The following is a 20,642-nucleotide window of genomic DNA, read 5'->3' on the forward strand; positions in this document are numbered from 1 at the left end:
GATGCCCAAGCGCACCGACATTGAATCAATCCTGATCATCGGTTCCGGGCCGATCGTGATCGGCCAGGCCTGCGAGTTCGACTATTCCGGGGCGCAGGCGGTCAAGACCCTCAAGGCCGAGGGGTACCGTGTCATTCTGGTCAATTCCAATCCGGCCACGATCATGACCGATCCGGAGCTGGCCGACCGCACCTACATCGAGCCGCTCAATCTGCGCACGCTCACCCGGATCATCGAGCGCGAGCAGCCCGATGTGATCCTGCCAACGGTGGGCGGTCAGACCGCGCTCAATCTGGCCATGCAGTTGTCGGATGCGCGTGTGCTCAAGGATTTCGGCGTCCGGTTGATCGGGGCGCGTCCGGAGACAATCAAAGTCGCCGAGGACCGCCGCATGTTCGCCTCCGCCATGCGCGAGATCGGGCTGGAGGTGACCCGCGGCGTGGTGGTCGCGTCGGTGGCCGATGCGCTGGCGGCGGTCGACACCGTCGGCTTCCCCGCGATCATCCGTCCCTCCTTCACCCTCGGCGGCGCCGGCTCGGGGATCGCCTACAACCGCGAGGAGGTCGAACGGATCGTGCGCTCCGGCCTGGAGATTTCGCCGGTGCATGAGGTCCTGCTCGAGGAGTCGGTGCTCGGCTGGAAGGAATTCGAGTTGGAAGTCATGCGCGACCGGGCCGACAACTTCGTCGTCGTCTGCTCGATCGAGAATGTCGACCCGATGGGGGTGCACACCGGCGACTCGATCACCGTGGCGCCGGCGCTCACCCTGACCGACCGCGAATATCAGATCCTGCGCGATCAGGCGCGCGCCGTCCTCACCCGGGTCGGTGTCGAGACCGGCGGCGCCAACGTGCAGTTTGCCGTCAATCCCGAAGACGGCCGTGTCATTGTCATCGAGATGAATCCGCGGGTGTCGCGGTCCTCGGCGTTGGCCTCGAAGGCGACCGGATTCCCGATCGCCAAGATGGCCGCCAAGCTGGCGGTCGGCTACACGCTCGACGAAATCCCCAACGACATCACCCGCAAGACCCCGGCCTGCTTCGAGCCGACCATCGATTACCATGTGGTGAAGGTCCCCCGGTTCGCCTTCGAGAAGTTCCCCGGCAGCGAGGATGTCCTCGGCACGCAGATGCAGAGCATCGGCGAAACGATGGCGATCGGGCGCACCTTCAAGGAGGCGCTGCAGAAGGGGCTGCGTTCACTGGAGACCGGGCGGTACGGGTTGCGCAGCGAGTCGGCCCCGCCGCTGTCGCCGGATGAGGTTCGGCAGCGGCTGGTCACGCCCAACTCGGCGCGGCTCGATGCGGTGGTGGCGGCCTTCGAGCAGGGCCTGGACGTCGATCAAGTCCACACCCTCAGCCGCATTGACCGATGGTTCCTGCAGGAAATCGCCGATCTGCTTGCGCATGAACGCGACATCCGCCGCGCCGGACCGCTGGTGTCCGCCGTCCAACTGCGCGATGCCAAACGCGCCGGTTTCAGCGACCGTCGCATCGGCCAGCTGATCGGAGCCGATGAGGACTGGGTGCGCGCCCGCCGTCTGACACAGGACATCCGCCCGGTGTACAAGACCGTTGACACCTGCGGCGGCGAATTCCCCGCCGAGACGCCCTACCACTACTCCTGCTACGACGAGGAGAACGAGTCGCGGCGCTCGGAACGGCGTCGGGTGCTGATCCTCGGCGGCGGACCCAACCGCATCGGCCAGGGCATCGAATTTGACTACTGTTGCGTGCATGCCTCCCTGGCGCTGCGCGAAGAGGGGTTTGAGAGCATCATGCTCAACAACAACCCCGAGACCGTCTCGACCGACTACGACACTTCGGACAAGCTGTACTTCGAGCCGCTGACGTTGGAGGATGTGCTCAACGTGGTCGCGCAGGAAGAGCCGGAGGGCGTCATCATTCAGTTCGGCGGCCAGACCCCGCTGAAGCTGGCGCGGGCGCTGCACCGGCATGGCGTGCGCATCCTCGGCACGTCGCCCGAAGCGATCGACCTGGCCGAGGACCGCAAGCGCTGCGGGCAGTTGCTCGATGAATTGGGCGTGCGGACACCGGCCAACGGCATCGCCACCTCGCTGGAGGAGGCGCGGCTGGTCGCGCACCGCATCGGCTACCCGGTGCTTGTGCGGCCCTCCTATGTCCTCGGCGGCCGGGCGATGATGGTGGTCTACGACGAAGAGGAGCTTGAGCGCTTCTTCGACCGGGCGTTGGAGGCCTCCGAACGAAAGCCGGTGCTGATCGACCGCTATCTCGAGGATGCCTTCGAGGTCGACATCGACGCGCTCTGCGACGGCCACGAGGTGGTCATCGGCGGCCTCATGCAGCACATCGAGGAGGCCGGGGTGCATTCTGGCGACTCCAGTTGCGTCCTGCCCAGTTACCTGATCAGCGAGGAGGCGTCGCGGACGATGCGGGAGCAGACCCGGGCGATCGCGCTGGCCATGGGCGTGCGCGGACTGGTCAACATCCAGTTTGCGATCAAGGACGGCGTCGTTTACGTCCTTGAAGTCAACCCGCGCGCCTCACGCACGGTGCCGTTTGTGTCCAAGGCCACCGGTGTGCCGCTGGCCAAGCTGGCGGCGAAGATCGCGGTGGGACGGACGCTCGAATCCCTCGGCGTGATGCGGGAGCCGGCCACGGCCGGCTACTCGGTCAAGGCGAGCGTCTTCCCCTTCAAGAAGATTCCCGGCACCGACCCCTTGCTCGGACCGGAGATGCGCTCCACCGGCGAAGTGATGGGCATCGCCCCGACCTTCGGCGTCGCCTTCGCCAAGGCGCAGCAGGGCGCCGGATTCGCCGTGCCGACCCGCGGCAGCGTCTACATCACCGTCAACGATTTCGACAAGCCGACCGTGCTGCCCATCGCGCAGTCCTTTGTGGAATTGGGGTTCCGTCTGTATGCCACCGGCGGCACGGCGTCGTATTTGTTCCAGCACGGACTGGCGGTCAAGCGCGTGAACAAGCTGAAAGAGGGACGCCCCCATGCCCTCGACCTGCTCAAAAACGGCGAGATCGACATCGTCATCAACACGCCGCTGGGACGTCAGAGTTTCCGTGACGACATGCTGATGCGCCGCGAGTGCCACGCTTCGAGCACCCTGCTGTTGACGACAATGTCCGCCGCGCGCGCCACGGTGGAAGCGATCCGATCGCTCCGCGAAAACACGCTCGAGCCGGTCGCGCTGCAGGACTGGTACCGAAGAATCGCGGCCTCCCCGGACAACATTCCCGGCCCGGCCATGAAGTCCGCCGTCTTGTCCGCGGAGCGCCCACAGGCATAGCAGCAGACTTCGCGATAAAAGAGCAGGCTCGGCAAAGCCTCGCCCTCCACAAGAACTTACCCGGAGGGCGATGCGCCGCGGCGGATGCCGAGCCTGCATTTTAAGCGGAGGGCCGGGGACTCGAACCCCGATGGGCTTTCGCCCGGCAGTTTTCAAGACTGCTGCCTTACCAGTTAGGTCTAGCCCTCCGGGCGATTGACTCTCAATTATACGAATCCGGAAGCGAGGATTCCAGACAGCAAGATAAGCGCAGGCCGGGCGCCAGAGGCACACCCGAACGCGACCCGCGGGGTGCGCCTAACCTACATTTGCGGAAACAGCGATTCGAGCAGACGCAGATCGTCGGGAGAATTCACGCCCAAGACTTCGCGCGGATCGGGAGCGATGTAAGCCATCACTTTGTGGCCGCCGTCGCGCAAGAAGCCGATCACGTCGGTCAGGTAGTATTCCCCCTGCGCGTTGTCGTTGTCGACACGTTCGAGGTTGGGCCAGAGCAGTTCGGAGCGGAAGGCGATCATGCCGGAATTGATTTCGCGGATGGAGCGGATGCGCTCGTCGGCGTCGCGGTGCTCGACGATGCGGTCAACGGTGCCGTCGGCGGCGCGCACGATCCGTCCATAACCGCTCGGATCGGCGACTTCGGCGGAGAGAATGGTGGCGGCGGCGTGGGCCTCGCGGTGGAGACGCAGCAGGTCGCGAATAGTCTGCGGGCGAACGCAGGGGGCATCACCCAACAGCACCAGCACATGCCCTTGATGACCGCGCAGGAGCGGCTCGCACTGGCACAGGGCGTGCCCGGTCCCCAGACGTTCATGCTGCCAGGCGAACGCAACTCGGCCGGGCGGAAAGAGGCGCTCGACCTCCTCGCCGTGATGCCCGATCACGACAACCACACGCTTGATGCCCGCTTCATCCAACGCATCGGTGACCCATTGCACCAGCGGGCGGCCATGAAAGGGCGCCATCACCTTGGCGTGTTCGCCGCCGAAGCGTTTGCCCAGTCCCGCGGCCAGCACGACCGCGGCGGTCGCATCGAGTGTCTGGTGAATGTCGGAATCCGCGCCGGTCATGGCATCAGGCGGGCAGCGGGCGATTCTTCGCGTCGACATGGACGATCTTCGGCGTTACCTTCTCGGTCGCCGGATCGATGTAGGCGTAGGCCAGCACGATCACGATGTCGCCGGTCAGCCCCAGACGCGCCGCGGGGCCGTTGAGGCACATCTCCCCGGGCTTGCCCTCGATGACGTACGTCTCGAACCGCTCGCCGTTGTTGAGATTGACCACCTGCACGCGCTCGTAGACCGAAATTCCGGTGGCACGCAGCAACTCGGGACTGATTGCGATCGAGCCCTCGTAGTTGAGGTTGGCGTCGGTGATGCGGGCGCGGTGTATCTTGGCGCGGAGAGTCGGGATCAGCATGCGGTCACATCCAGACGGAGTTCAACGGATCAAGAGATTGTCGATATAGCGCCGGCCCAGGGCGGGTCCCTTGACGCGGCAACGCGCCGCCACCAGGATCACCAGCGGCGGGACGGCGGTCTTTTTTGATGCCAGTGTCGCCGGGTCGCAGAAGCCGATCTGGTCGACGTCGAAACGTCCCCCGGCTTCGATCATTCCGGTCATAACCCTCGTCAGCCGCGCCACGTTGCGCCGTCCGGCGCGAATCTCCCGTCCCGCCCACAGCAGCGAGCGGTGAATCGAACGCGCGTCCTGGCGGCTGAGCGCATCAAGATACGCATTTCGCGACGACATCGCAAGGCCGCCCGGCTCGCGCACCGTCGGCGCAACCACCAGCCGCACCGGCAGATTGAGGTCGGTCACCATGCGCCGGATCACCACGGTCTGCTGGTAATCCTTTTGCCCGAAGATCGCCACGTCCGGCCCGATGATGTAAAACAGCTTGGCCACCACCGTGGCGACGCCCTCGAAGTGCCCCGGACGCGCCGCGCCCTCCCAGAGATCGCCGATCGGGCCGACACGAATCATCGTCGCGAATCCCTCGGGGTACATTGTCTCCACCGACGGCGCAAAAATCAGATCGACCCCCGCGCGGCGGCAGACGCGCAGGTCACTTTTCCAGGTCCGGGGGTAGCTGGAGAAATCCTCGCGCGGGCCGAATTGGGTGGGGTTGACGAAGATCGAGACCACGGTGCGATCGCAGAGCCGGCGGCAGCGGCGCACCAGCGACAGATGCCCCTCATGCAAGGCGCCCATGGTGGGGACCAGCCCCACACGCAACCCCCGCGCCCGCCAGGCGGCCACCTGGCGGCGCACGGAAGCGATGGAGCGCGCCACGGTCACGTTAGAGTTTCGGGACAGTAATGCCCTGCTGGCCCTGATATTTCCCCTTCTTGTCGGCGTAAGAGACTTCGCAGTCCTCGTCGGACTCAAAGAAGAGCACCTGGGCGATCCCCTCGTTGGCGTAGATGCGCGCCGGCAGGGGCGTGGTGTTGGAAATCTCGAGCGTGACGAATCCCTCCCACTCCGGCTCGAAGGGAGTCACATTGGTGATGATGCCGCAGCGGGCATAGGTCGATTTGCCGACACAGACGGTCAGCACACGGCGCGGAATGCGGAAGTATTCCACCGAGCGCGCCAGCGCAAACGAGTTGGGCGGGATCGTGCAGACATCCGCCTGAATCTCCACAAAGGCGTTGGCGTCGAACTGCTTGGGATCAACCACCGTCGTGCGCACGTTGGTGAACACCTTGAACTCATCGGCCACCCGCATGTCGTAGCCGTACGAGGAGACGCCATAGGAGATCACGCCCTGGCGGACCTGCCGGTCGGCGAAGGGTTCGATCATGCGATGCTTGAGCGCCATTTCCTTGATCCAGCTGTCCGACTTAATCGACATGCGTCTCTCCTCGTTGAGGTCACAAAGACGGCGGCCAAAGTACGCGAAAAGTCCGCGCAGGTAAACCCCCGGATTGGGCTAACGAATGCCCGGCCGGTGGATCAGGTCGAGGAACTCCGAACGGGTCATCGGGCAATCCTTGAAGACTCCGAGCATGGTCGAGGTGAGCGCGACCGAGTTTTGCTTTTCCACCCCGCGCATCTGCATGCAGAGGTGCTCGGCTTCCATCACCACCGCCACGCCGAGCGGTTTGACGGCCTCGGCGATGGTGTCGGCGATCTGCTTGGTCAGCCGCTCCTGCACTTGCAGACGGCGGGCGTACATGTCGACGATGCGCGGCAGTTTGGACAGGCCGATGATCTTGTGGTCGGGGATGTAGGCGACATGGCACTTGCCGAAAAACGGAAGCAGGTGATGCTCGCAGAGACTGAAAAAGTCGATGTCGCGCACCACCACCATTTCCTTGTTCTCTTCGGTGAAGAGCGCGCCGTTGAGCAGTTCGGCCGCATCCTGACGGTAGCCGCGGGTGAGAAACCGCATCGATTCGGCCACCCGCGACGGGGTCTTCAGAAGCCCCTCCCGACCGGGGTCCTCGCCGATCTCCTGAAGCAGGGTACGTATGGTGTCTTCCAGCGCCATGTCGATCTCCTCTCATTGCCCGTGGAAGGCAAATGAGTTCTTCTCGGTTTCCACCAACCGCACCGTCAGCGCCACCCCATCGGGCAGATGGGGCGCCAGCAGCCGGTGGGCGGCGACGGCGAGGTTCTCGCCGGTGGTGATGAAATCCTCGCCGAAGGTCTGATTCAGATCGCGCCGATCAAACCGCGGCGCGATGACCCGCGCCACCAGTTGATCGAGCCAACCGTGGCCCACCACCACATCGTCGGTCAGCCGCGGCGCGCGCAGTTGGAATTCCAGATGGTAGTCGTGCCCGTGACCGGCGGGATGGGCGCATTTGCCGTAGACCCGCGCGTTTTCCGCCCCGCTCAGATGCGGCGACCGCAGCGTGTGCGCCGCCGCAAAGCGATAGGTCCGCGCCAGCGTGATCATGATGGCCTCCGCCGCGCGGACCACAGGTCATCGGCCTCGTAGACGCGCACCTCGTCGAGTTCGCCGACCGGCAGACGGCCATCCAGCGCGTTCCAGATGAAGTCGGCCAGCACTTCGGTGGTGGGGATGCGTCCGGCCAGCTCGGGAATGTCGATATTCAGATTGCGATGGTCGATGCGCTCAATCACGCGCTGTTGGATCAGCCGGTCGAGGTCGGTGAGGTTGATCACCATGCCGGTCTGCGGATCAACCGGTCCGCGCACCGTGACCTCGAGCGTGTAGTTGTGCCCGTGGCCATGCTCGTTGGCGCAGGCGCCGAAGACCTCGCGATTCTTCTCCGGAGTCCAGTCGGCGCGCCAGTAGCGATGCCCGGCGCAGAAACGTGCTTTGCGGGTCACGGAAACGGTCATAGGCCTCTACGAAACACAACCATACGGGCCAGAACAATACCCAGCCAATAAAGGTTCAGCCCGACCGCGATCGCCGGCAGAAACCAGAAGGGATGTTGACCCGCAACGAAGAGAATCAGGACAAAGGCCTGCGTGCCGAAGCAGAGGGCCGAATTGGCCACCATGAAGCCGCGATGCCCGTACCAGCGCTCCGCGGACGCGTCGGGAATTCCCAGCCGGTGGCGCAGCCGGCGATCAAAAGCGGCCAACAGCCGGTCCTGCCAGCCAAACCAGAGATCATAGATACGGGCCATCCACGCGACCGGCCCCTGGCCCGTCTCTGCCCGTTCATCGAGACGGCTGGTCAGGCGCGCGCCCGCCAGGCGGATATAGTGCAATTGATGGAAATTGAAGTACGAGCATTGCAGGAAAAGCGACACCCAGGCAACGATCCCCCAGATCACCGCGGCACGACCGGACAAACCCACATCCGGCGCGCGCCAGGCCGCCGCCGCAATCCAGGCGGTAAAGACAACGCCGTCGCCGATGGTGTCGAGGAATCGTCCCAGTCGATGGCCGGTGCCGGTCAGACGCGCCAGCGCCCCATCGCAGGCGTCGAAGAGGTCTTTGAGATGAACCAGAATCGCGGCCACAACAAACATCGGCAGCGCACGCGCGCCGGCGATCAGGGCCGCGGCGGCCAGGCCGGAGACGATCGAGGCGAGCGTGACCAGCTCATGACGGACCCGCAGATGGTAGAAGACGCGGATCGCCCACCGGTAGTAGGGGATCCAGAGCACGCTGATGTTGCAATACCGCCAGCCCCGCGGCAGTTTGTGGATGGCGTCCCAATCGATGGCAGTGGTTGTGCGCGTCCGATTCACTTGGGCGATCGTCGCCAGAGGATCAGTCCCACGGCAAACCCGAACAGGATGCCCAGACTGTCGGCGGTCCAGTCGAGGAAACTGGCCTCGCGCCGGGGGATCCAGAGTTGATGCAGTTCGTCGACGGCGGCAAACAGCAGCAGAAACAGGACGGGCCGCCACTGGGTTTTCCAGGCGCGCCACCCGCCCGCCCGCGCCCAGCCCCCGGCGACCAGACAGGCAAACACCGCATACTGGGCAAAGTGCGCGAACTTGTCGGTCCAATCGATGCCCAGATCGGGCAGCCGGATGCTCGGCCATGAAGAGACCGTCGACACCAACACCGCGTAGAGAACCGACAGGATGCGAAATGCCGTGATGGCGCGCGGTTTCATGGGGATGTGAGCGGGAAGTAAGGTAGCCAATCGGCGCGGCGGCGGCAAGCGGCGGCCGGGATGGTTGCCGAGGGTGTTGGTTCGTACCCGGTGATCATCTACATTGTTCCCCGTCATGCGCCGCGTCCGCTTCCACCATCTGCCTGCGCGCCCGCTTCGAGGACTCTGGCTGGCGACGCTGACCATGCTGGTATGGACCGCGACGGGAGCGACTCAGCCCCTCGATCTGCTGCAACCACACTCCCCGCTCTCCGGCCGCGATGATTCATCCGGCCCGCGGGTGGCGTTGGCGCTGGCCGGCGGGGGCGCGCGCGGGATCGCGCACATCGGCGTTCTGCGCGCCCTGGAAGAACGGGGGATCGCCGTAGACCTCATCTGCGGCGTCTCGATGGGCGCCATCATCGGCGGCCTGTACGCCTCCGGGATCAGCACCGACTCCCTCGAAGCGCTGGTGCATCGCGTCGATTGGGATCGGCTGCTGCAGAACACCCCGTCGCGGGCCCAACTGCTGCTCTCACAGAAAGACGAGAGCGCCGAGTGGTTCTTCAGTCTGCCTCTGCGGGGGCTTGAACCGGTCTGGCCCACCGGCGCCACGTCGGGGCAGGGACTCTACAATTATCTGATCTCGCTGACCCAGCGCGCCACCTACCTGTCGCAATCGGATTTCGACCATTTGCCGACGCGATTCCGCGCGGTGGCCACCGACCTGATCACCGGAGAACGCGTGGTGCTTGCGCGCGGCGGCCTGGCCGCGGCCTTGCGCGCGTCGATGGCCTTTCCCCTGGCCGTCTCGCCGTTGCGTCTGGATGGCTACCTGCTGGCCGACGGCGGGTTGATCGATCCGCTGCCGGTCATTCTGGCCGATTCGCTGTCCGACTGCCCGGTGGTGGCGGTCAACACCGCCTCGGGCATGGCGCCGGCCGATAAGCTCGATGATCCCTACGCGCTGGCCAATCAGGCCACGACCGTCATGACGCATGAGCGGTTGGCGCGCGCCTGGGCAGCCGCCGACTACCGCTGCGCACCGATCGGCGATGAGCTAAGCAACGTCGATTTCGATCGGGTCGATTCGCTCCTCGCCCTCGGATACCGTGCCGGCCGCGTGTTGGCCGACGAGATCCACGCCCGGTCCGAGCGACTGCCGCTGGTGGCGATCGCGGGGGCCGAGCCGATTCGTTACCGGGTCGACACGGTGATCCTCGCCGGCCACAGCGTCATTGCCGATTCGGTCCTGCGCGCGGCGCTGGCGCTGCGGCCCAGTCAACGGTACACGGCCGCCGAATTGCGGGCGGCGATCCGCCGTCTGGAATCGGCCTACACCGCGCGCGATTTCTCGCTGGCCGCCGTCACGCATGCCGCGCTCGACAGCGCGGGCGCGCTGGCGGTCACCATTGACGAGGCGCGTTTGGCCGGCATCAAACTCGACGGCAACCGCACGGTCAAAAGCTGGGTCATCCTGCGCAGTTTCCCGCTGAAGATCGGCACGCCGTTCAATGCCGCGCGGATGGCGCGCGGCCTGGCCGACATGCACGCCACCGGGCTGTTCGAGCAGGTCACCAGCGAGGTCGTCCATTCCCCCAACGGTCCGGTGGTGCATCTGACGGTGACGGAAAAGTCGACCGACGCATTGCGCCTGGGGTTGCATCACAACCTCGAGTACCAGACCGAGGGGTTCATCCAATGGGCGAAGACCAATCTGTTCGGGCTGGGCAACGAACTGACCGCGCATGCGCAGTACGCGCCGCGCCGAACGCTCTATTTCGCGCGGCTTAAATCGGACCGGATTTTCCGCACCTATCTGACCGCCTCGCTGCGGGTGTACCACCACAAGCACGAGCGCTTTCCCTATCGCGACCACGAACGTCTGCCGTCATTCATCACGACGCGCGATGGGGTCGAGTTCTCGATCGGCCAGAACATCTCGCGTTTCGCGCAGATGTCGCTTCTGGTCGGCGCCGAGAACATCGATCACGAGATCGACTCGGTCGAGACCGAGTACCGCCATTCGCGGATTGCGGCGGTGGCGCGCCTGGACGATCTCGATCATGCCGAATTCCCCACGCGCGGCCGGCGGTTGAGGGCGCAGTTGAGTTGGGGGGATGACTTCTTCGACGGCGACCTGGTCTACCGCGCCTTCACTGCCGACGGCGAGTGGTTCCATTCGCCGGGCAAACGGCTCACGCTGTCGATTGGCGCGCGCTTTGGCTCCGCCGACCGGGTCCTGCCGATGTTCGAGCGCTTCTCGCTGGGAGGACGCCGATCCTTCATGGGACTGGCCGATGACGAGTTGCTCGGCGACCGTCTCGTGGCCGGCTCGTTGGGGGCGCGCTACCAGTTCCTGTCAATCGGCTATGCGACGGGGCGCGTCGATCTGGGCAACGCCTGGTCCAAAGGCAGCGACATCGATTTCTGGGGCGCCTTGCGCGCGGGGGTCGGAGTCGGACTGCTGTTTGAGACGCCGCTGGGGCCGTTGGCGCTCGCCTATGGCCTGGCCGACCGCGGGTACACGAAGTTCTATTTCAGCTGGGGGCACGACTTCTGACAAATCCGCGGCCATCCGCCGGGATTCTCTCCAGCGCCCGTAACAACCCCGTCTATTTGGTGACTATAGTATTGAAGGATTGGATCGGACCAATCCTGGGAGCACGGCGAAGGAATTGGGGCCTGGGCCGTGACACATGGCGCGGTGGTGCAGTGATGCATCGCCGCGCCATTTTTTCTGAGGGGCGTCAAAACCGGAGCTTTTTCACAAGATTTCACTAAAGTCCGAACGTGGGACTTGCCGACGTGTGTAATAGGTGGAAGAAGAGTGGTGATTAAAGAATTTTTGGCCCTGCATCACTTTTTCTGTTGCGCCCGGATGTGAAGAGGGTTAATTCCCGCTACTCGCCCGACTGCGGATCGGGCGGAACCTACGGAATGACAGTAAATTAGGGCAGGGACTTCAAGAAATTGCCTCAACAAGCGGGTTGAAGGCGCTCAAACAAGGGGGGTTAACACCATGCAGGGATTCTGGACAGCTTTCTGGGCCATTGTGCCGCCTGTAGCCTTGTTGGTCATGGCGTTTGTGCAGTTCTTTCGCCGTGATTTTTCTGAGCGACTCACCGAGGAACACCGCTCGTAACGATTCAGACAACTGTATAATTGGAGTTGCGGGCACGTCTGCCGATAAGTATGGTGTGACGTGTCCGTCGACGTTTGCGCCGGACCGCATGCCGACAAGTCGATGTGGCATAATTGCTTACGCCAAGAGATCGGTGGGGCGGCAAATTGATCGCAAACTGAATTGGTCTTGTTTCGTTTAGTCTTTTGAGGCAACCTGTGGTGGTGAGAACGCCCACCATACTTTCGACACATCCCGCTTGGGCCGTTGTTGGCCTGGGCGGGACTTTCACTATAGATCTCCCCTCAAAGGAGGGAGCCATGACCACCGCCCCGCGGTGCGAGGCGTGCGGCATGCCGATGTCACGGCCGTCACAGCACGGCAACGGCAATTCCGGCGGCCGTCTCTGCATCTACTGCACCGATCCGGCGGGCAACCTGAAGCCCCGTAGTGAGATTCGGGAGGGAATGATCCAGTACACGATGAAGCTGGAAAGCTGGACCCGCGAGAAAGCCGAGCAGGAAGTCGACCGTCAGATGTCGTATCTCCCCGCCTGGCAGAATGTGGGATAGCTTCGCGCCGTACGGATTCCGCGTTCCCGTAATCTTCGAACCCCCGTCCCGACTGGGACGGGGGTTTTATTTTGGGTATCACGACTTCAACTCGCCTGCGCAAGAGGCTTCGATTCGGCAAGAGGCGCATTTTCGGCAGCGTCACGCTGGAATCGGTGCCCCCAATTCCGTCCTTCTAAACGATTACAGCCCCTTCGGCAGACTATCGGGCACCCAGCCGGTGCCGTCCCACCCACGCACGGCGGCCTGAAGGTCACGGAAGTACTCTGGCCAGAGCACGTCCGGGAGTTTCCCTTCGCGGACGAGCATCTCCCGCCGGGCCTTATAGGCATCTTCTACATCGACTCGGTTCACTCTCAGCGAATCGTCCAAGTAGTAGTAGATTTGCCATGACATTTCACGCCCGTCCTCGCCGGGAACTCCCCCTTCCCGCGTGTTCAGACGCATCCCGACGCTCGAAACGTCATAGATGCCTCCGTATGAGTTGTAGATACGGTAGCCGTAGACCAGCGTCAGATCGGAAGGGGGAAACAGCATGTAGCGCATCTGATTCCCAGGGATTACCCGCGACATGTCGTACTGCTCGTCCTGGTAGGGCGGCGACACGCCCTCACTGCCACGCGCTTTCAGGACGAATAGAGCGACCGAACGCATGCGGATGTTGTATCCCGGAAAGACCAGGTCATCGGTGCCGTCGCCGTCGAAATCCCGTGCCAGTCCCTGGGATACGACACCGGCGTTGACATACCATCCCAGCAATTCCCCCTGCGCCGACCAGATCTTCACATGGAATCGCGACGGGTTCTGTCCGTTGGCGCCGGTGATGATGAGCGGCGCGCCCTGAACTTCCACGATCTGCAACAAGCCGGGCGTGTAGACTTCCTGGCCCTCGTAATCACCGGGGTATTGGCCAAGAATCCGGGCGTCCAATCGGAAACGCAGCGTGCCATCGTGATTGAAGATGTCGATGCGCGCCTGATCCTGCGATTCGCGGCCCGTGGAAACATAGAAACCCGCCTCGTTTTTCCCGTCCCGATCCAGGTCGTAAACCACTTTCGGACAGTCATTCTCAAGTGTGTCCGGAAGGTATACGTGGTCCCACACCACGCGCCCGTAGCGGTTCAGGGCGACGATGCCGTTGCGGCGTTGCTCGAGATTGACAATGTGATCATCGATCACTGACCGCAGCCAGGGCCAGACAAGCCAGCCGAGGATCAGGCAAAGAACCGCGAACGCCGGCGCCTGCACTTTCACACTTCGGCCATACTTTGCCGCGGCAAGGACGGCGTACTCGCCCAGACAGACGCGTTCGGGGAGAAAGATGTAGTGATCCGCGATCAGATCGGCGGCGCGCTCGATGCCGATGATCCGCAGCCGCCGGGCGGGGTGCTGTAGACGTAGCGTCTCGACCAACGCTTCGGCGGCCGCGCGATTGGCCTCCGGCAGCGCCAGCGCGCTGATCGGCGAGAAGAAGACGCGCTCGACCTTGCGGGCCAGCGAGGCCTCGCTGATGGCCGCGGCGCGTCCATCCGGCTCGAGCGCGCCGCTGAGCGCGACATCGGCGGATATCAGGCGTCGCTCACGGTGCAGCGTCCGCGACCAGTGATCGCCAAAGGCGGTGGCCAGACAGGCAAAGCCCAGCGAATCGCCGCCGTAGAGTTCGCGTCCATGGTCCAGGAATTCGAAATGACCGCGCAGCGGGGAGCCATGGGCCGACGATCGGACACGCGACTCGGGCCCGGATGTCCCGTTGAGGGGTGCTTGGCCGGCACGAGTAGATCGGGACGGCGTCGATCGACCCGCGCCCCCCGCGCTGTCGGCAGCGGCTGCGGCCGGTCCGGCTTTCGATGAGCTCCGGCGGGTGAGTTCGCGCAACGCCGTCAGGGCCGCGTAGGCCCCGGAAATCTGGGTGTCGTCGGCGCCGCGCAACTGATGGGCGAACACCACCTGATCGGCGCCGTTGTCCCCGGCGATCGACTCGATGGCTCCGCGCAGGCGCCGGAGCCGTCCGCGCACCGGGCGCATCAGGCCATCGTATTCGATCAGCGCGCAGAGCGCTTCGTTGGCCACGGCGCTTTCGCGATCGGCCTGCCACCGGGCATCAAACCGCACCAGCCAGTCCATCAGCGTATGGCGCGCCTCCGCGCTCCCGACCGACGCGCGCGGCTCCTCTGAGTGGGCGATCGCCAGCGCGTCGATCAGCCCCTGGGGCAGTTCGAGCGCGTCATCGCAGATGACCGTGGGCGGTTCCTCGCCCATGTCGGCACCGTAGGGGGTGCGGCGAAGCGCCGCCCAGGCCCGTCCCGCCTCGCCGACATACATCCAGCCACGCGCCGCCATTTCCCAGACCGTGTCCGCGGTCATTGCGGGCACCAGATGGCGGGACACTGCCTCGAGGAATGCGGCGATCTCTTCCAATTCGGCAGGCAGCAGGTCCTGGAGATCGGGCGCGACCGCCAGCAGAGTGGGCAGGTCTTCGCGCCAGTAACTCTCGTACGAAGGATCGCCGAGGGCGGCATGGCGCGGCAACCAGAAACGGGCGGCGGCCAGAAGCCGGGCGTCGGCAAACGGCGTCGTCATGGCCAGTTGGCGATAGGCCTGGTAGTCGCGGGCAAACGCCAGCGGGGAGTGCGATGACGACGATTGCGGCATGCGGGAAAGATACGCTGGATTCGCGGTCAAATCACAAACAGGCGAATTTCGATGGGTTCGTCGCCGACGACCTGAGTCGAGACCGGTTCGTGCCGGGAGGAGGACTCGCCGACACGCCAGTGGCCGCCCATCTGACTGACCACAATGCGCACGTGCGCAAATTCGGTCTGGCCGCCGATCTCAAGCGGCCGGATCTGCAAGGTGACGCCATCGCCCGCATCGCGCAGGATCGCCTCCACACGGTTGCCGTCGGGGCTTTCCAGCACTTGCCCTGCACCCTCGGCGGATCGGTTCCACCAGTCCAGCGGCGAGAGCGTGAAGGTCGCATCGGGGAGACGGACCTGCCAATGGATCCCGACGGGGTCGCCCTCCAGCCCGCCGCTGACTTCGGCGATGCCGCGCTCATCGGTGAGGAAATCCCGGTCCGGATTGTCCAGATGAATGTACACATGGCGCGCATGCGCAGTGTCGGCGCCGGACAGATGGAGGATGTCGCGGTGGCCGTGCGGGTCATGCATGACGCGCAGGACCAATTCGGGATGTTCGGAGTAGAGCGTGGCGCGATGGGTCCAGCCGGGTCCCACGGCCGCGTTGCCGTCGGCGGCCAGCGCCATGGGCGTCGCCGGTGTCGTCGCGATGGCCAGGGGCGCCAGCGCGACATGCCGCGGCACAGACCTCAGGGTTTGCAAAAGCAAGCGCGCAAACGGCGGCAACGGGACTGGCGCGGCCACCGGCGCGGCGAGCCATTCTTCGATGATCGCCAGCTCGTCGGCGCAATGCGGGCAGGCGGCCAGATGCGCGGTCAATTCGGGCACTCCCGCGCGGCCATCCGGAGTCAGACGGGCATATCGAACCAGATCGTAGTCGCTTGGATGCGTCATCTATCCACTGTCCCCGCGATAAAAATAGCCGCCAAACGGCCCTCCTGTGGCCGTCCGGCGTGTTCCACTGGATCAGTCATCGCGCCGACCGGATTCCATGCGCTCGCTCACCTGCTGCTTGCATTTCTTCACCAGCGTGTCCCAGATATACTTGAAGCGGCTGGCGTACAATTCGTTAGAAACATCCCCCAGTTCTTCCCGCAAATAGACCGGCAACAGGTCGTGGCTGCCATGCTCGACCCAGTCGGCGGTCAGGTTGTGCATGGCCTGAACGAAGGCCGCGTGCTCGGCGTCGGTCAGGCCCTGACGCTGGGCCAGACGGGGCAATTCCGCCTCCAGCAGATCCGCGGCAACCGCCGCCACGATGACGCGGAAACGGCGGCGCAGATACTCGGTCTGGGCGTCAAGCTGCGGCGGGTCCGGTCGGTATTCCGGCTCTGCCAGCACATCGTCCAGTCCGTGGGCCAGCGCATACACGGTCAGCGAATTGCGCCAGTTCCGGCTCTGGTCCAGACAGGCGAAGATCACACGGCAGTACTCGGGGATGTTGCGCTTGTCGCGGACGGCTTCGTACGCCCACTGCCGAAGCGCGGTGCGATCGGCGCAGGGCGCATGGTCGCGCGGGCCATCCTTCGCCGGCCGCCAGCGCCACTCCGGCTGGCTGTGGCCGTTGAGCATTGCGAATTCATCCGGCGCGCTGATCAGCGCGCGGCGCACGCCGCGCAGGATCTGTGTCCACGAAGGGTCGCATGTCACGTCGATGCGCGGGATCCGCTGACGCACCTGCCCGCAGATGATGGCGCTGAATCGGTCGCTGAGTTCCTTGTCGGGGACGTCGCGGTAGGGTGACAAGTAACTCGCCAATTTGGGAACACCCGTGCGGGGGTCGGGCGCGAGCATTTCGGCCACGCAATCGATCGCCAGGTCGCCGAGCGCATCCTCGCCGCCGAATTCGGACAGCGGCAGGGGGCGCCGGTTTCGGAGGACACTCAGATAGGCTCGGGCCTCATTGGTGGCCAGCATGAAGACCGCCTCGACCAGCACAGGGTCCGACGCGGACCTGAGGAATCGGCGGAGAAGTTCGGCAATCGGTTGCGGATCACGCATGGCACAGCGACCGCGGAAAGCACGTGATTGGTTACAGCGACCTGAATAAACAAAACGGACCGGGTTGGGGACAACCCCAAACTCGGCCCGTGTGACAGACTTGCGGGTGCGGCGGCTACAGTGATTTGCCGATGCGCTCCCACCGGGTGCTGGTGGGGAAATGCGCCAGATTGTAAAACGGAATGGTCAATAGCGGCAGAATGTAGGGGCTCTCCCATTTGGGGGCGTCGGGATCGGGTTCCCAGGACCAATAGATGAACATCGCCTTGCCGCGGATGAGGTCCTTGTCGAGGAAGCCCCAATCACGCGAATCGCGGGAGTTGTCGCGATTGTCACCCATGACGAACAGATGTCCGGGCGGGACCACCGCCGGGCCGAAGTTGTCGCGGTTGGACAACTGCGCCGGGAGGATGCGTGTGTCGGTGTACATGACTTCGTCGGGAACCGGCGCCGGCTGCCCGTTGACATAGAGCACCTTGTCGCGCACTTCGACGGTCTGGCCTTCGACGGCGACGCAGCGCTTGACATAATCCTTGGCCGGATTGAGCGGATACTGGAACACCACGATGTCGCCCGGCTTCGGCTCGGAAAAATGGTAGGCGAACTTGCTGACCAGGAGATAATCTCCGGGCAGCAGGGTGTTCTGCATCGATTCCGACGGAATGCGGTAGGCCTGCACCACGAAGGCGCGCAGGACGACGCCAATGATCAGCGCGACCAGAATTGCTTCCAGGTAGTCGCGCGCGGCGCTGCGTGTGGGTTTTGCCAGCATACGAAATCCTCGGTGGACGATGGCCGCCGCCAGACCCGGAGAGCGGCCCGCCTTTTGACTACATCGGCTGAAAGTCTCAATCCGTTTAGCGGGAATCTGACAGGTTAAGGCGCTGGACGCCAAGGGGCTGGCGAACCGGGGCCACAAAAACGCTCGGCGGGAGTAAATTTTTGCGCAACCACTGCATCGATCAATGCGTATATACGCATGAATGCATATGAAAAAACCGGACCCATCACCCCAAGTGCCGCCCGAGGCGCTGCGCGCTTTGGCCGACCCCACGCGCATGAAGATCATGCTCATGCTCGAGGGGCGGCGTCGCACGGTCGGCGAGATTGTCGCGTTCTTCGAACTCTCGCAGCCGACCATCTCCCGCCATCTGCGGACACTGGCCGAGGCGGGGCTGGTCAAACGCGAGAAATCGGCGCAGAAAGTCTATTACTCGATCAACGGCGATGTCTTAAGCCAGATCTGCATCGGCCTGGCGACGAGCTTCCCCTGCTGCTGCGTGACGGTGGTTCCGCAACGGGAGGCGGCAGCTTCGTCGGAGGCCCACCCGCGGAAAGGAGGAAAGCGATGACCCGCTATCAGGTGCCGCGCGTCGCGCATTGTTGCGGCGGCGCCCGAGGACCGTCCTCGGCAGGACGGTAAAAGGCCCATTGGACATTCTCCGGGGACCCCGCAAGGGGTCTCCCGGAGGCGCGCGTCGCAACGGGCCTTTATCGAATCAGTCTATTTCCGGACATCCACGAAAGTCAACGCACAAGAAAGATACCGATGATGAGCCACAAGCAATCCATTACCGATGCGGTGCGGGCGCATTACGCCGCCATTGCCAGCAAACGTGCCTCCTGCTGCGGACCCGACACCTGCTGCGGCGACGGCGCCGTGACCGATATGACCACCGGTTACCGGCCGGAGGAACTGGGAAAGATTCCGGAGGGAGCCAATCTCAACCTGGGCTGTGGAAACCCCACCGCCCTCGCCGATCTGCGGCCGGGCGAAGTGGTGATCGATCTTGGCTCGGGCGCCGGGATCGACTGTTTCCTGGCGGCCGAACGGGTCGGCCCCGAGGGGCGGGTGATTGGCATCGACATGACCGAAGAAATGATCGCCCAGGCGCGCGCGAACGGCCGGCGCGGCAACTTCCAGAATGTCGAGTTTCGTCACGGGCAGATTGAGGCCATGCCGGTGGCGGACAACACCGCCGACGTCATCATTTCCAATTGTGTGATCAACCTCGCGCCGGACAAGGAGCAGGTCTTCCGCGAGATGTTCCGTGTGCTCAAGCCCGGGGGGCGTTTCATCGTCTCCGACATCGTCACCCGCGGACAGATTCCCGACGCCCGGCGCCGCGACATGGAAGCGTGGGCCGGCTGCATCGCCGGCGCCCTGCCGAAGGAGGCCTACCTGGCGATCGTCCAGGCGGTGGGCTTCACCGAGCTGGACATCCGCGCCGAGGTCGAATACGACTACCAGAGATCGGCCGACTTCGCGCTGATGTCGCTGACCCTGGCGGCGCGCAAGCCGGCGGCCTGAGGACGCATGTCAACGGACTTTCCCCGGATCGCGCTCTCCCCTACCTTGGCCGGGGGGAGACGATGTTCAACTTCGATCCGACCTTTGATTACGAGCGCGCGCTGTTTTTCATGAAGCAGGCGCTGCGCGAGGCGCAGCGGGCCTTCGACGAGGGGGAAGTGCCGATCGGGGCGGTGGTGGTCAAGGAGGGGATGGTCGTGGGACGCGGCCACAACCAGACGGAGCGTCTCAACGATCCCACCGCCCACGCGGAAATCCTGGCGTTGGGCGCGGCCTCGGAACACTTCGACTCGTGGCGGCTGCTGGACGCGACGGTCTACTCGACCATTGAACCCTGCGTCATGTGCGCGGGGGCGCTGGTGATGGCGCGGGTCAAGCGGGTGGTCTATGGCGCGCCCGATCCGAAGTTCGGCGGCTGTGTCTCGATCTTCAAGATCCCGACCGACGCACGCCTCAATCACCGGGTGGATGTGGTGGGGGGTGTGATGGCGGAAGAGGCCGCGGAGCTGATGCGGCTTTTTTTCGCCAAACGCCGTGAACAGAACCCCGGACGCCGAGGCCCATGATGGATCAATCCAACGGATCGCCGACGCCGTTTCGGTCGGCGGCGCACGATTTCGATGACTTGGCGGCGCGGGCTTTGCGCATCGCGCTGGCGGTCAATGTCGTCATCCCGCTCCTGCTCTTTGTGGCCATCTACCTGCTCAAAAGCGCCGCGATCATCCCGTCGTCCGTGTCCATCCCCACCTCAACGCAGCGACTTTTGTTCATCGTGATGGCGCTGGTGGCGGTCTCGGAAGTGGCCGTGGGTTTCATCGTGCGCAAGGCGCTGTTTGCGCCGGCGAAACTGCGGCTGATTCTGGCCGACGCCGATCTGTTCGCGAAGATGGTGATGGGCGCCGGCATCGTGCTCGCGGCGCTGGGAGCGGCCTCGATGGTTTACGGGATTGTCCTGTATGCGCTCGGCGCGCCCGAAAGCTGGGTTGCCGTCTTTGGATTGATCGGGCTGGTCCACTTTCGCCTGCTGCGTCCCACATCCGAATTCCTGCGCGCCGCGGCCACCCGTGCCGCCGCTGCGGCATGAGACACCCGGGCCGAGGGCACGGAAACCGCTTGATCGGCAGACTGTTTTTGTGCGATTTAGGGATTCACGATTGTGGTTTCCATGTGAACTCGAGG

The 20,642-nt window shown here is 64.2% G+C and carries 20 protein-coding genes and 1 tRNA gene; 7 read left to right on the forward strand and 14 right to left on the reverse strand.

Annotated features, from left to right (window positions below; all coding sequences use genetic code 11):
* Position 1: 1 nt before the first annotated feature.
* On the forward strand, positions 2 to 3,283 hold the full coding sequence (gene carB, locus VNN55_01420; protein ID HWO56203.1) for a carbamoyl-phosphate synthase large subunit: 3,282 nt from the start codon (positions 2 to 4) through the stop codon (positions 3,281 to 3,283).
* Positions 3,284 to 3,388: 105 nt separating this feature from the next.
* On the opposite strand, the gene VNN55_01425 is transcribed toward carB, so the two are convergent.
* From VNN55_01425 to VNN55_01470, 10 genes are all read right to left on the reverse strand, one after another.
* Positions 3,389 to 3,472 (reverse strand) — tRNA-Ser (locus tag VNN55_01425).
* 113 nt (positions 3,473 to 3,585) lie between these two features.
* Complete coding sequence (locus VNN55_01430; GenBank protein HWO56204.1) at positions 3,586 to 4,392, reverse strand: NTP transferase domain-containing protein; 807 nt, start codon at positions 4,390 to 4,392, stop codon at positions 3,586 to 3,588.
* Complete coding sequence (gene panD, locus VNN55_01435) at positions 4,358 to 4,702, reverse strand: aspartate 1-decarboxylase (protein HWO56205.1); 345 nt, start codon at positions 4,700 to 4,702, stop codon at positions 4,358 to 4,360. The genes VNN55_01430 and panD overlap by 35 nt, the downstream gene beginning before the upstream one ends.
* Positions 4,703 to 4,723: 21 nt before the next feature.
* Positions 4,724 to 5,584, reverse strand: coding sequence for a pantoate--beta-alanine ligase (panC, locus tag VNN55_01440; protein HWO56206.1), 861 nt, complete (start codon positions 5,582 to 5,584; stop codon positions 4,724 to 4,726).
* Between the two features lies 1 nt (position 5,585).
* Entirely contained in the window at positions 5,586 to 6,140 is a 555-nt protein-coding gene (gene dcd / locus VNN55_01445) for a dCTP deaminase (GenBank protein HWO56207.1), read from the reverse strand.
* Between the two features lie 78 nt (positions 6,141 to 6,218).
* A complete protein-coding gene (gene folE, locus VNN55_01450) occupies positions 6,219 to 6,779 on the reverse strand; it encodes a GTP cyclohydrolase I FolE (GenBank protein HWO56208.1) in 561 nt (186 codons plus the stop codon).
* A 12-nt stretch (positions 6,780 to 6,791) separates the two neighbouring features.
* Positions 6,792 to 7,190, reverse strand: coding sequence for a 6-carboxytetrahydropterin synthase (locus VNN55_01455; GenBank protein ID HWO56209.1), 399 nt, complete (start codon positions 7,188 to 7,190; stop codon positions 6,792 to 6,794).
* The gene (locus VNN55_01460; GenBank protein ID HWO56210.1) at positions 7,187 to 7,600 is read right to left on the reverse strand and encodes a 6-carboxytetrahydropterin synthase; all 414 of its coding nucleotides are present in this window, start codon (positions 7,598 to 7,600) and stop codon (positions 7,187 to 7,189) included. The genes VNN55_01455 and VNN55_01460 overlap by 4 nt, the downstream gene beginning before the upstream one ends.
* Positions 7,597 to 8,463 (reverse strand): CDP-alcohol phosphatidyltransferase family protein, encoded by an 867-nt coding sequence (locus VNN55_01465; GenBank protein ID HWO56211.1) that lies wholly within the window; start codon positions 8,461 to 8,463, stop codon positions 7,597 to 7,599. Before VNN55_01465 ends, VNN55_01460 begins: the two co-directional genes overlap by 4 nt.
* The gene (locus tag VNN55_01470) at positions 8,460 to 8,837 is read right to left on the reverse strand and encodes a VanZ family protein (GenBank protein HWO56212.1); all 378 of its coding nucleotides are present in this window, start codon (positions 8,835 to 8,837) and stop codon (positions 8,460 to 8,462) included. Before VNN55_01470 ends, VNN55_01465 begins: the two co-directional genes overlap by 4 nt.
* Before the next feature lie 115 nt (positions 8,838 to 8,952).
* Here VNN55_01470 and VNN55_01475 point away from each other — a divergent pair, with 115 nt between their 5' ends.
* On the forward strand, positions 8,953 to 11,379 hold the full coding sequence (locus VNN55_01475) for a patatin-like phospholipase family protein (protein HWO56213.1): 2,427 nt from the start codon (positions 8,953 to 8,955) through the stop codon (positions 11,377 to 11,379).
* Positions 11,380 to 12,260: 881 nt separating this feature from the next.
* Positions 12,261 to 12,512, forward strand: coding sequence for a zinc ribbon domain-containing protein (locus VNN55_01480; GenBank protein ID HWO56214.1), 252 nt, complete (start codon positions 12,261 to 12,263; stop codon positions 12,510 to 12,512).
* A 183-nt stretch (positions 12,513 to 12,695) separates the two neighbouring features.
* Here the strand turns inward: VNN55_01480 and VNN55_01485 are convergent, their stop codons facing one another.
* The 4 genes from VNN55_01485 to lepB all read right to left on the reverse strand — a co-directional run bounded on the left by VNN55_01485 (position 12,696) and on the right by lepB (position 17,924).
* Positions 12,696 to 15,164, reverse strand: a complete 2,469-nt coding sequence (locus VNN55_01485; protein HWO56215.1) for a hypothetical protein — start codon at positions 15,162 to 15,164, stop codon at positions 12,696 to 12,698.
* Positions 15,165 to 15,190: 26 nt separating this feature from the next.
* Entirely contained in the window at positions 15,191 to 16,045 is an 855-nt protein-coding gene (locus VNN55_01490) for a hypothetical protein (GenBank protein HWO56216.1), read from the reverse strand.
* 72 nt (positions 16,046 to 16,117) lie between these two features.
* Positions 16,118 to 17,152, reverse strand: a complete 1,035-nt coding sequence (locus VNN55_01495) for a hypothetical protein (protein HWO56217.1) — start codon at positions 17,150 to 17,152, stop codon at positions 16,118 to 16,120.
* 115 nt (positions 17,153 to 17,267) lie between these two features.
* The gene (gene lepB, locus VNN55_01500; GenBank protein HWO56218.1) at positions 17,268 to 17,924 is read right to left on the reverse strand and encodes a signal peptidase I; all 657 of its coding nucleotides are present in this window, start codon (positions 17,922 to 17,924) and stop codon (positions 17,268 to 17,270) included.
* A 217-nt stretch (positions 17,925 to 18,141) separates the two neighbouring features.
* Here lepB and VNN55_01505 point away from each other — a divergent pair, with 217 nt between their 5' ends.
* The 4 genes from VNN55_01505 (at position 18,142) to VNN55_01520 (ending at position 20,547) form a co-directional block, all read left to right on the forward strand.
* Positions 18,142 to 18,504 (forward strand): metalloregulator ArsR/SmtB family transcription factor, encoded by a 363-nt coding sequence (locus tag VNN55_01505; GenBank protein HWO56219.1) that lies wholly within the window; start codon positions 18,142 to 18,144, stop codon positions 18,502 to 18,504.
* A gap of 200 nt (positions 18,505 to 18,704) precedes the next feature.
* Positions 18,705 to 19,463: an arsenite methyltransferase gene (locus VNN55_01510; protein ID HWO56220.1), complete on the forward strand. Its 759-nt coding sequence runs from the start codon at positions 18,705 to 18,707 to the stop codon at positions 19,461 to 19,463.
* A 62-nt stretch (positions 19,464 to 19,525) separates the two neighbouring features.
* Entirely contained in the window at positions 19,526 to 20,029 is a 504-nt protein-coding gene (gene tadA / locus VNN55_01515) for a tRNA adenosine(34) deaminase TadA (GenBank protein ID HWO56221.1), read from the forward strand.
* Positions 20,026 to 20,547 carry a hypothetical protein gene (locus VNN55_01520; protein HWO56222.1) on the forward strand — a complete coding sequence of 174 codons (522 nt, stop codon included), beginning with the start codon at positions 20,026 to 20,028 and terminating at the stop codon, positions 20,545 to 20,547. The genes tadA and VNN55_01520 overlap by 4 nt, the downstream gene beginning before the upstream one ends.
* Positions 20,548 to 20,642: the final 95 nt, after the last annotated feature.

Source organism: bacterium, from assembly GCA_035559435.1.
In the GTDB taxonomy this organism is placed as follows: Bacteria; Zixibacteria; MSB-5A5; order WJJR01; family WJJR01; genus JACQFV01.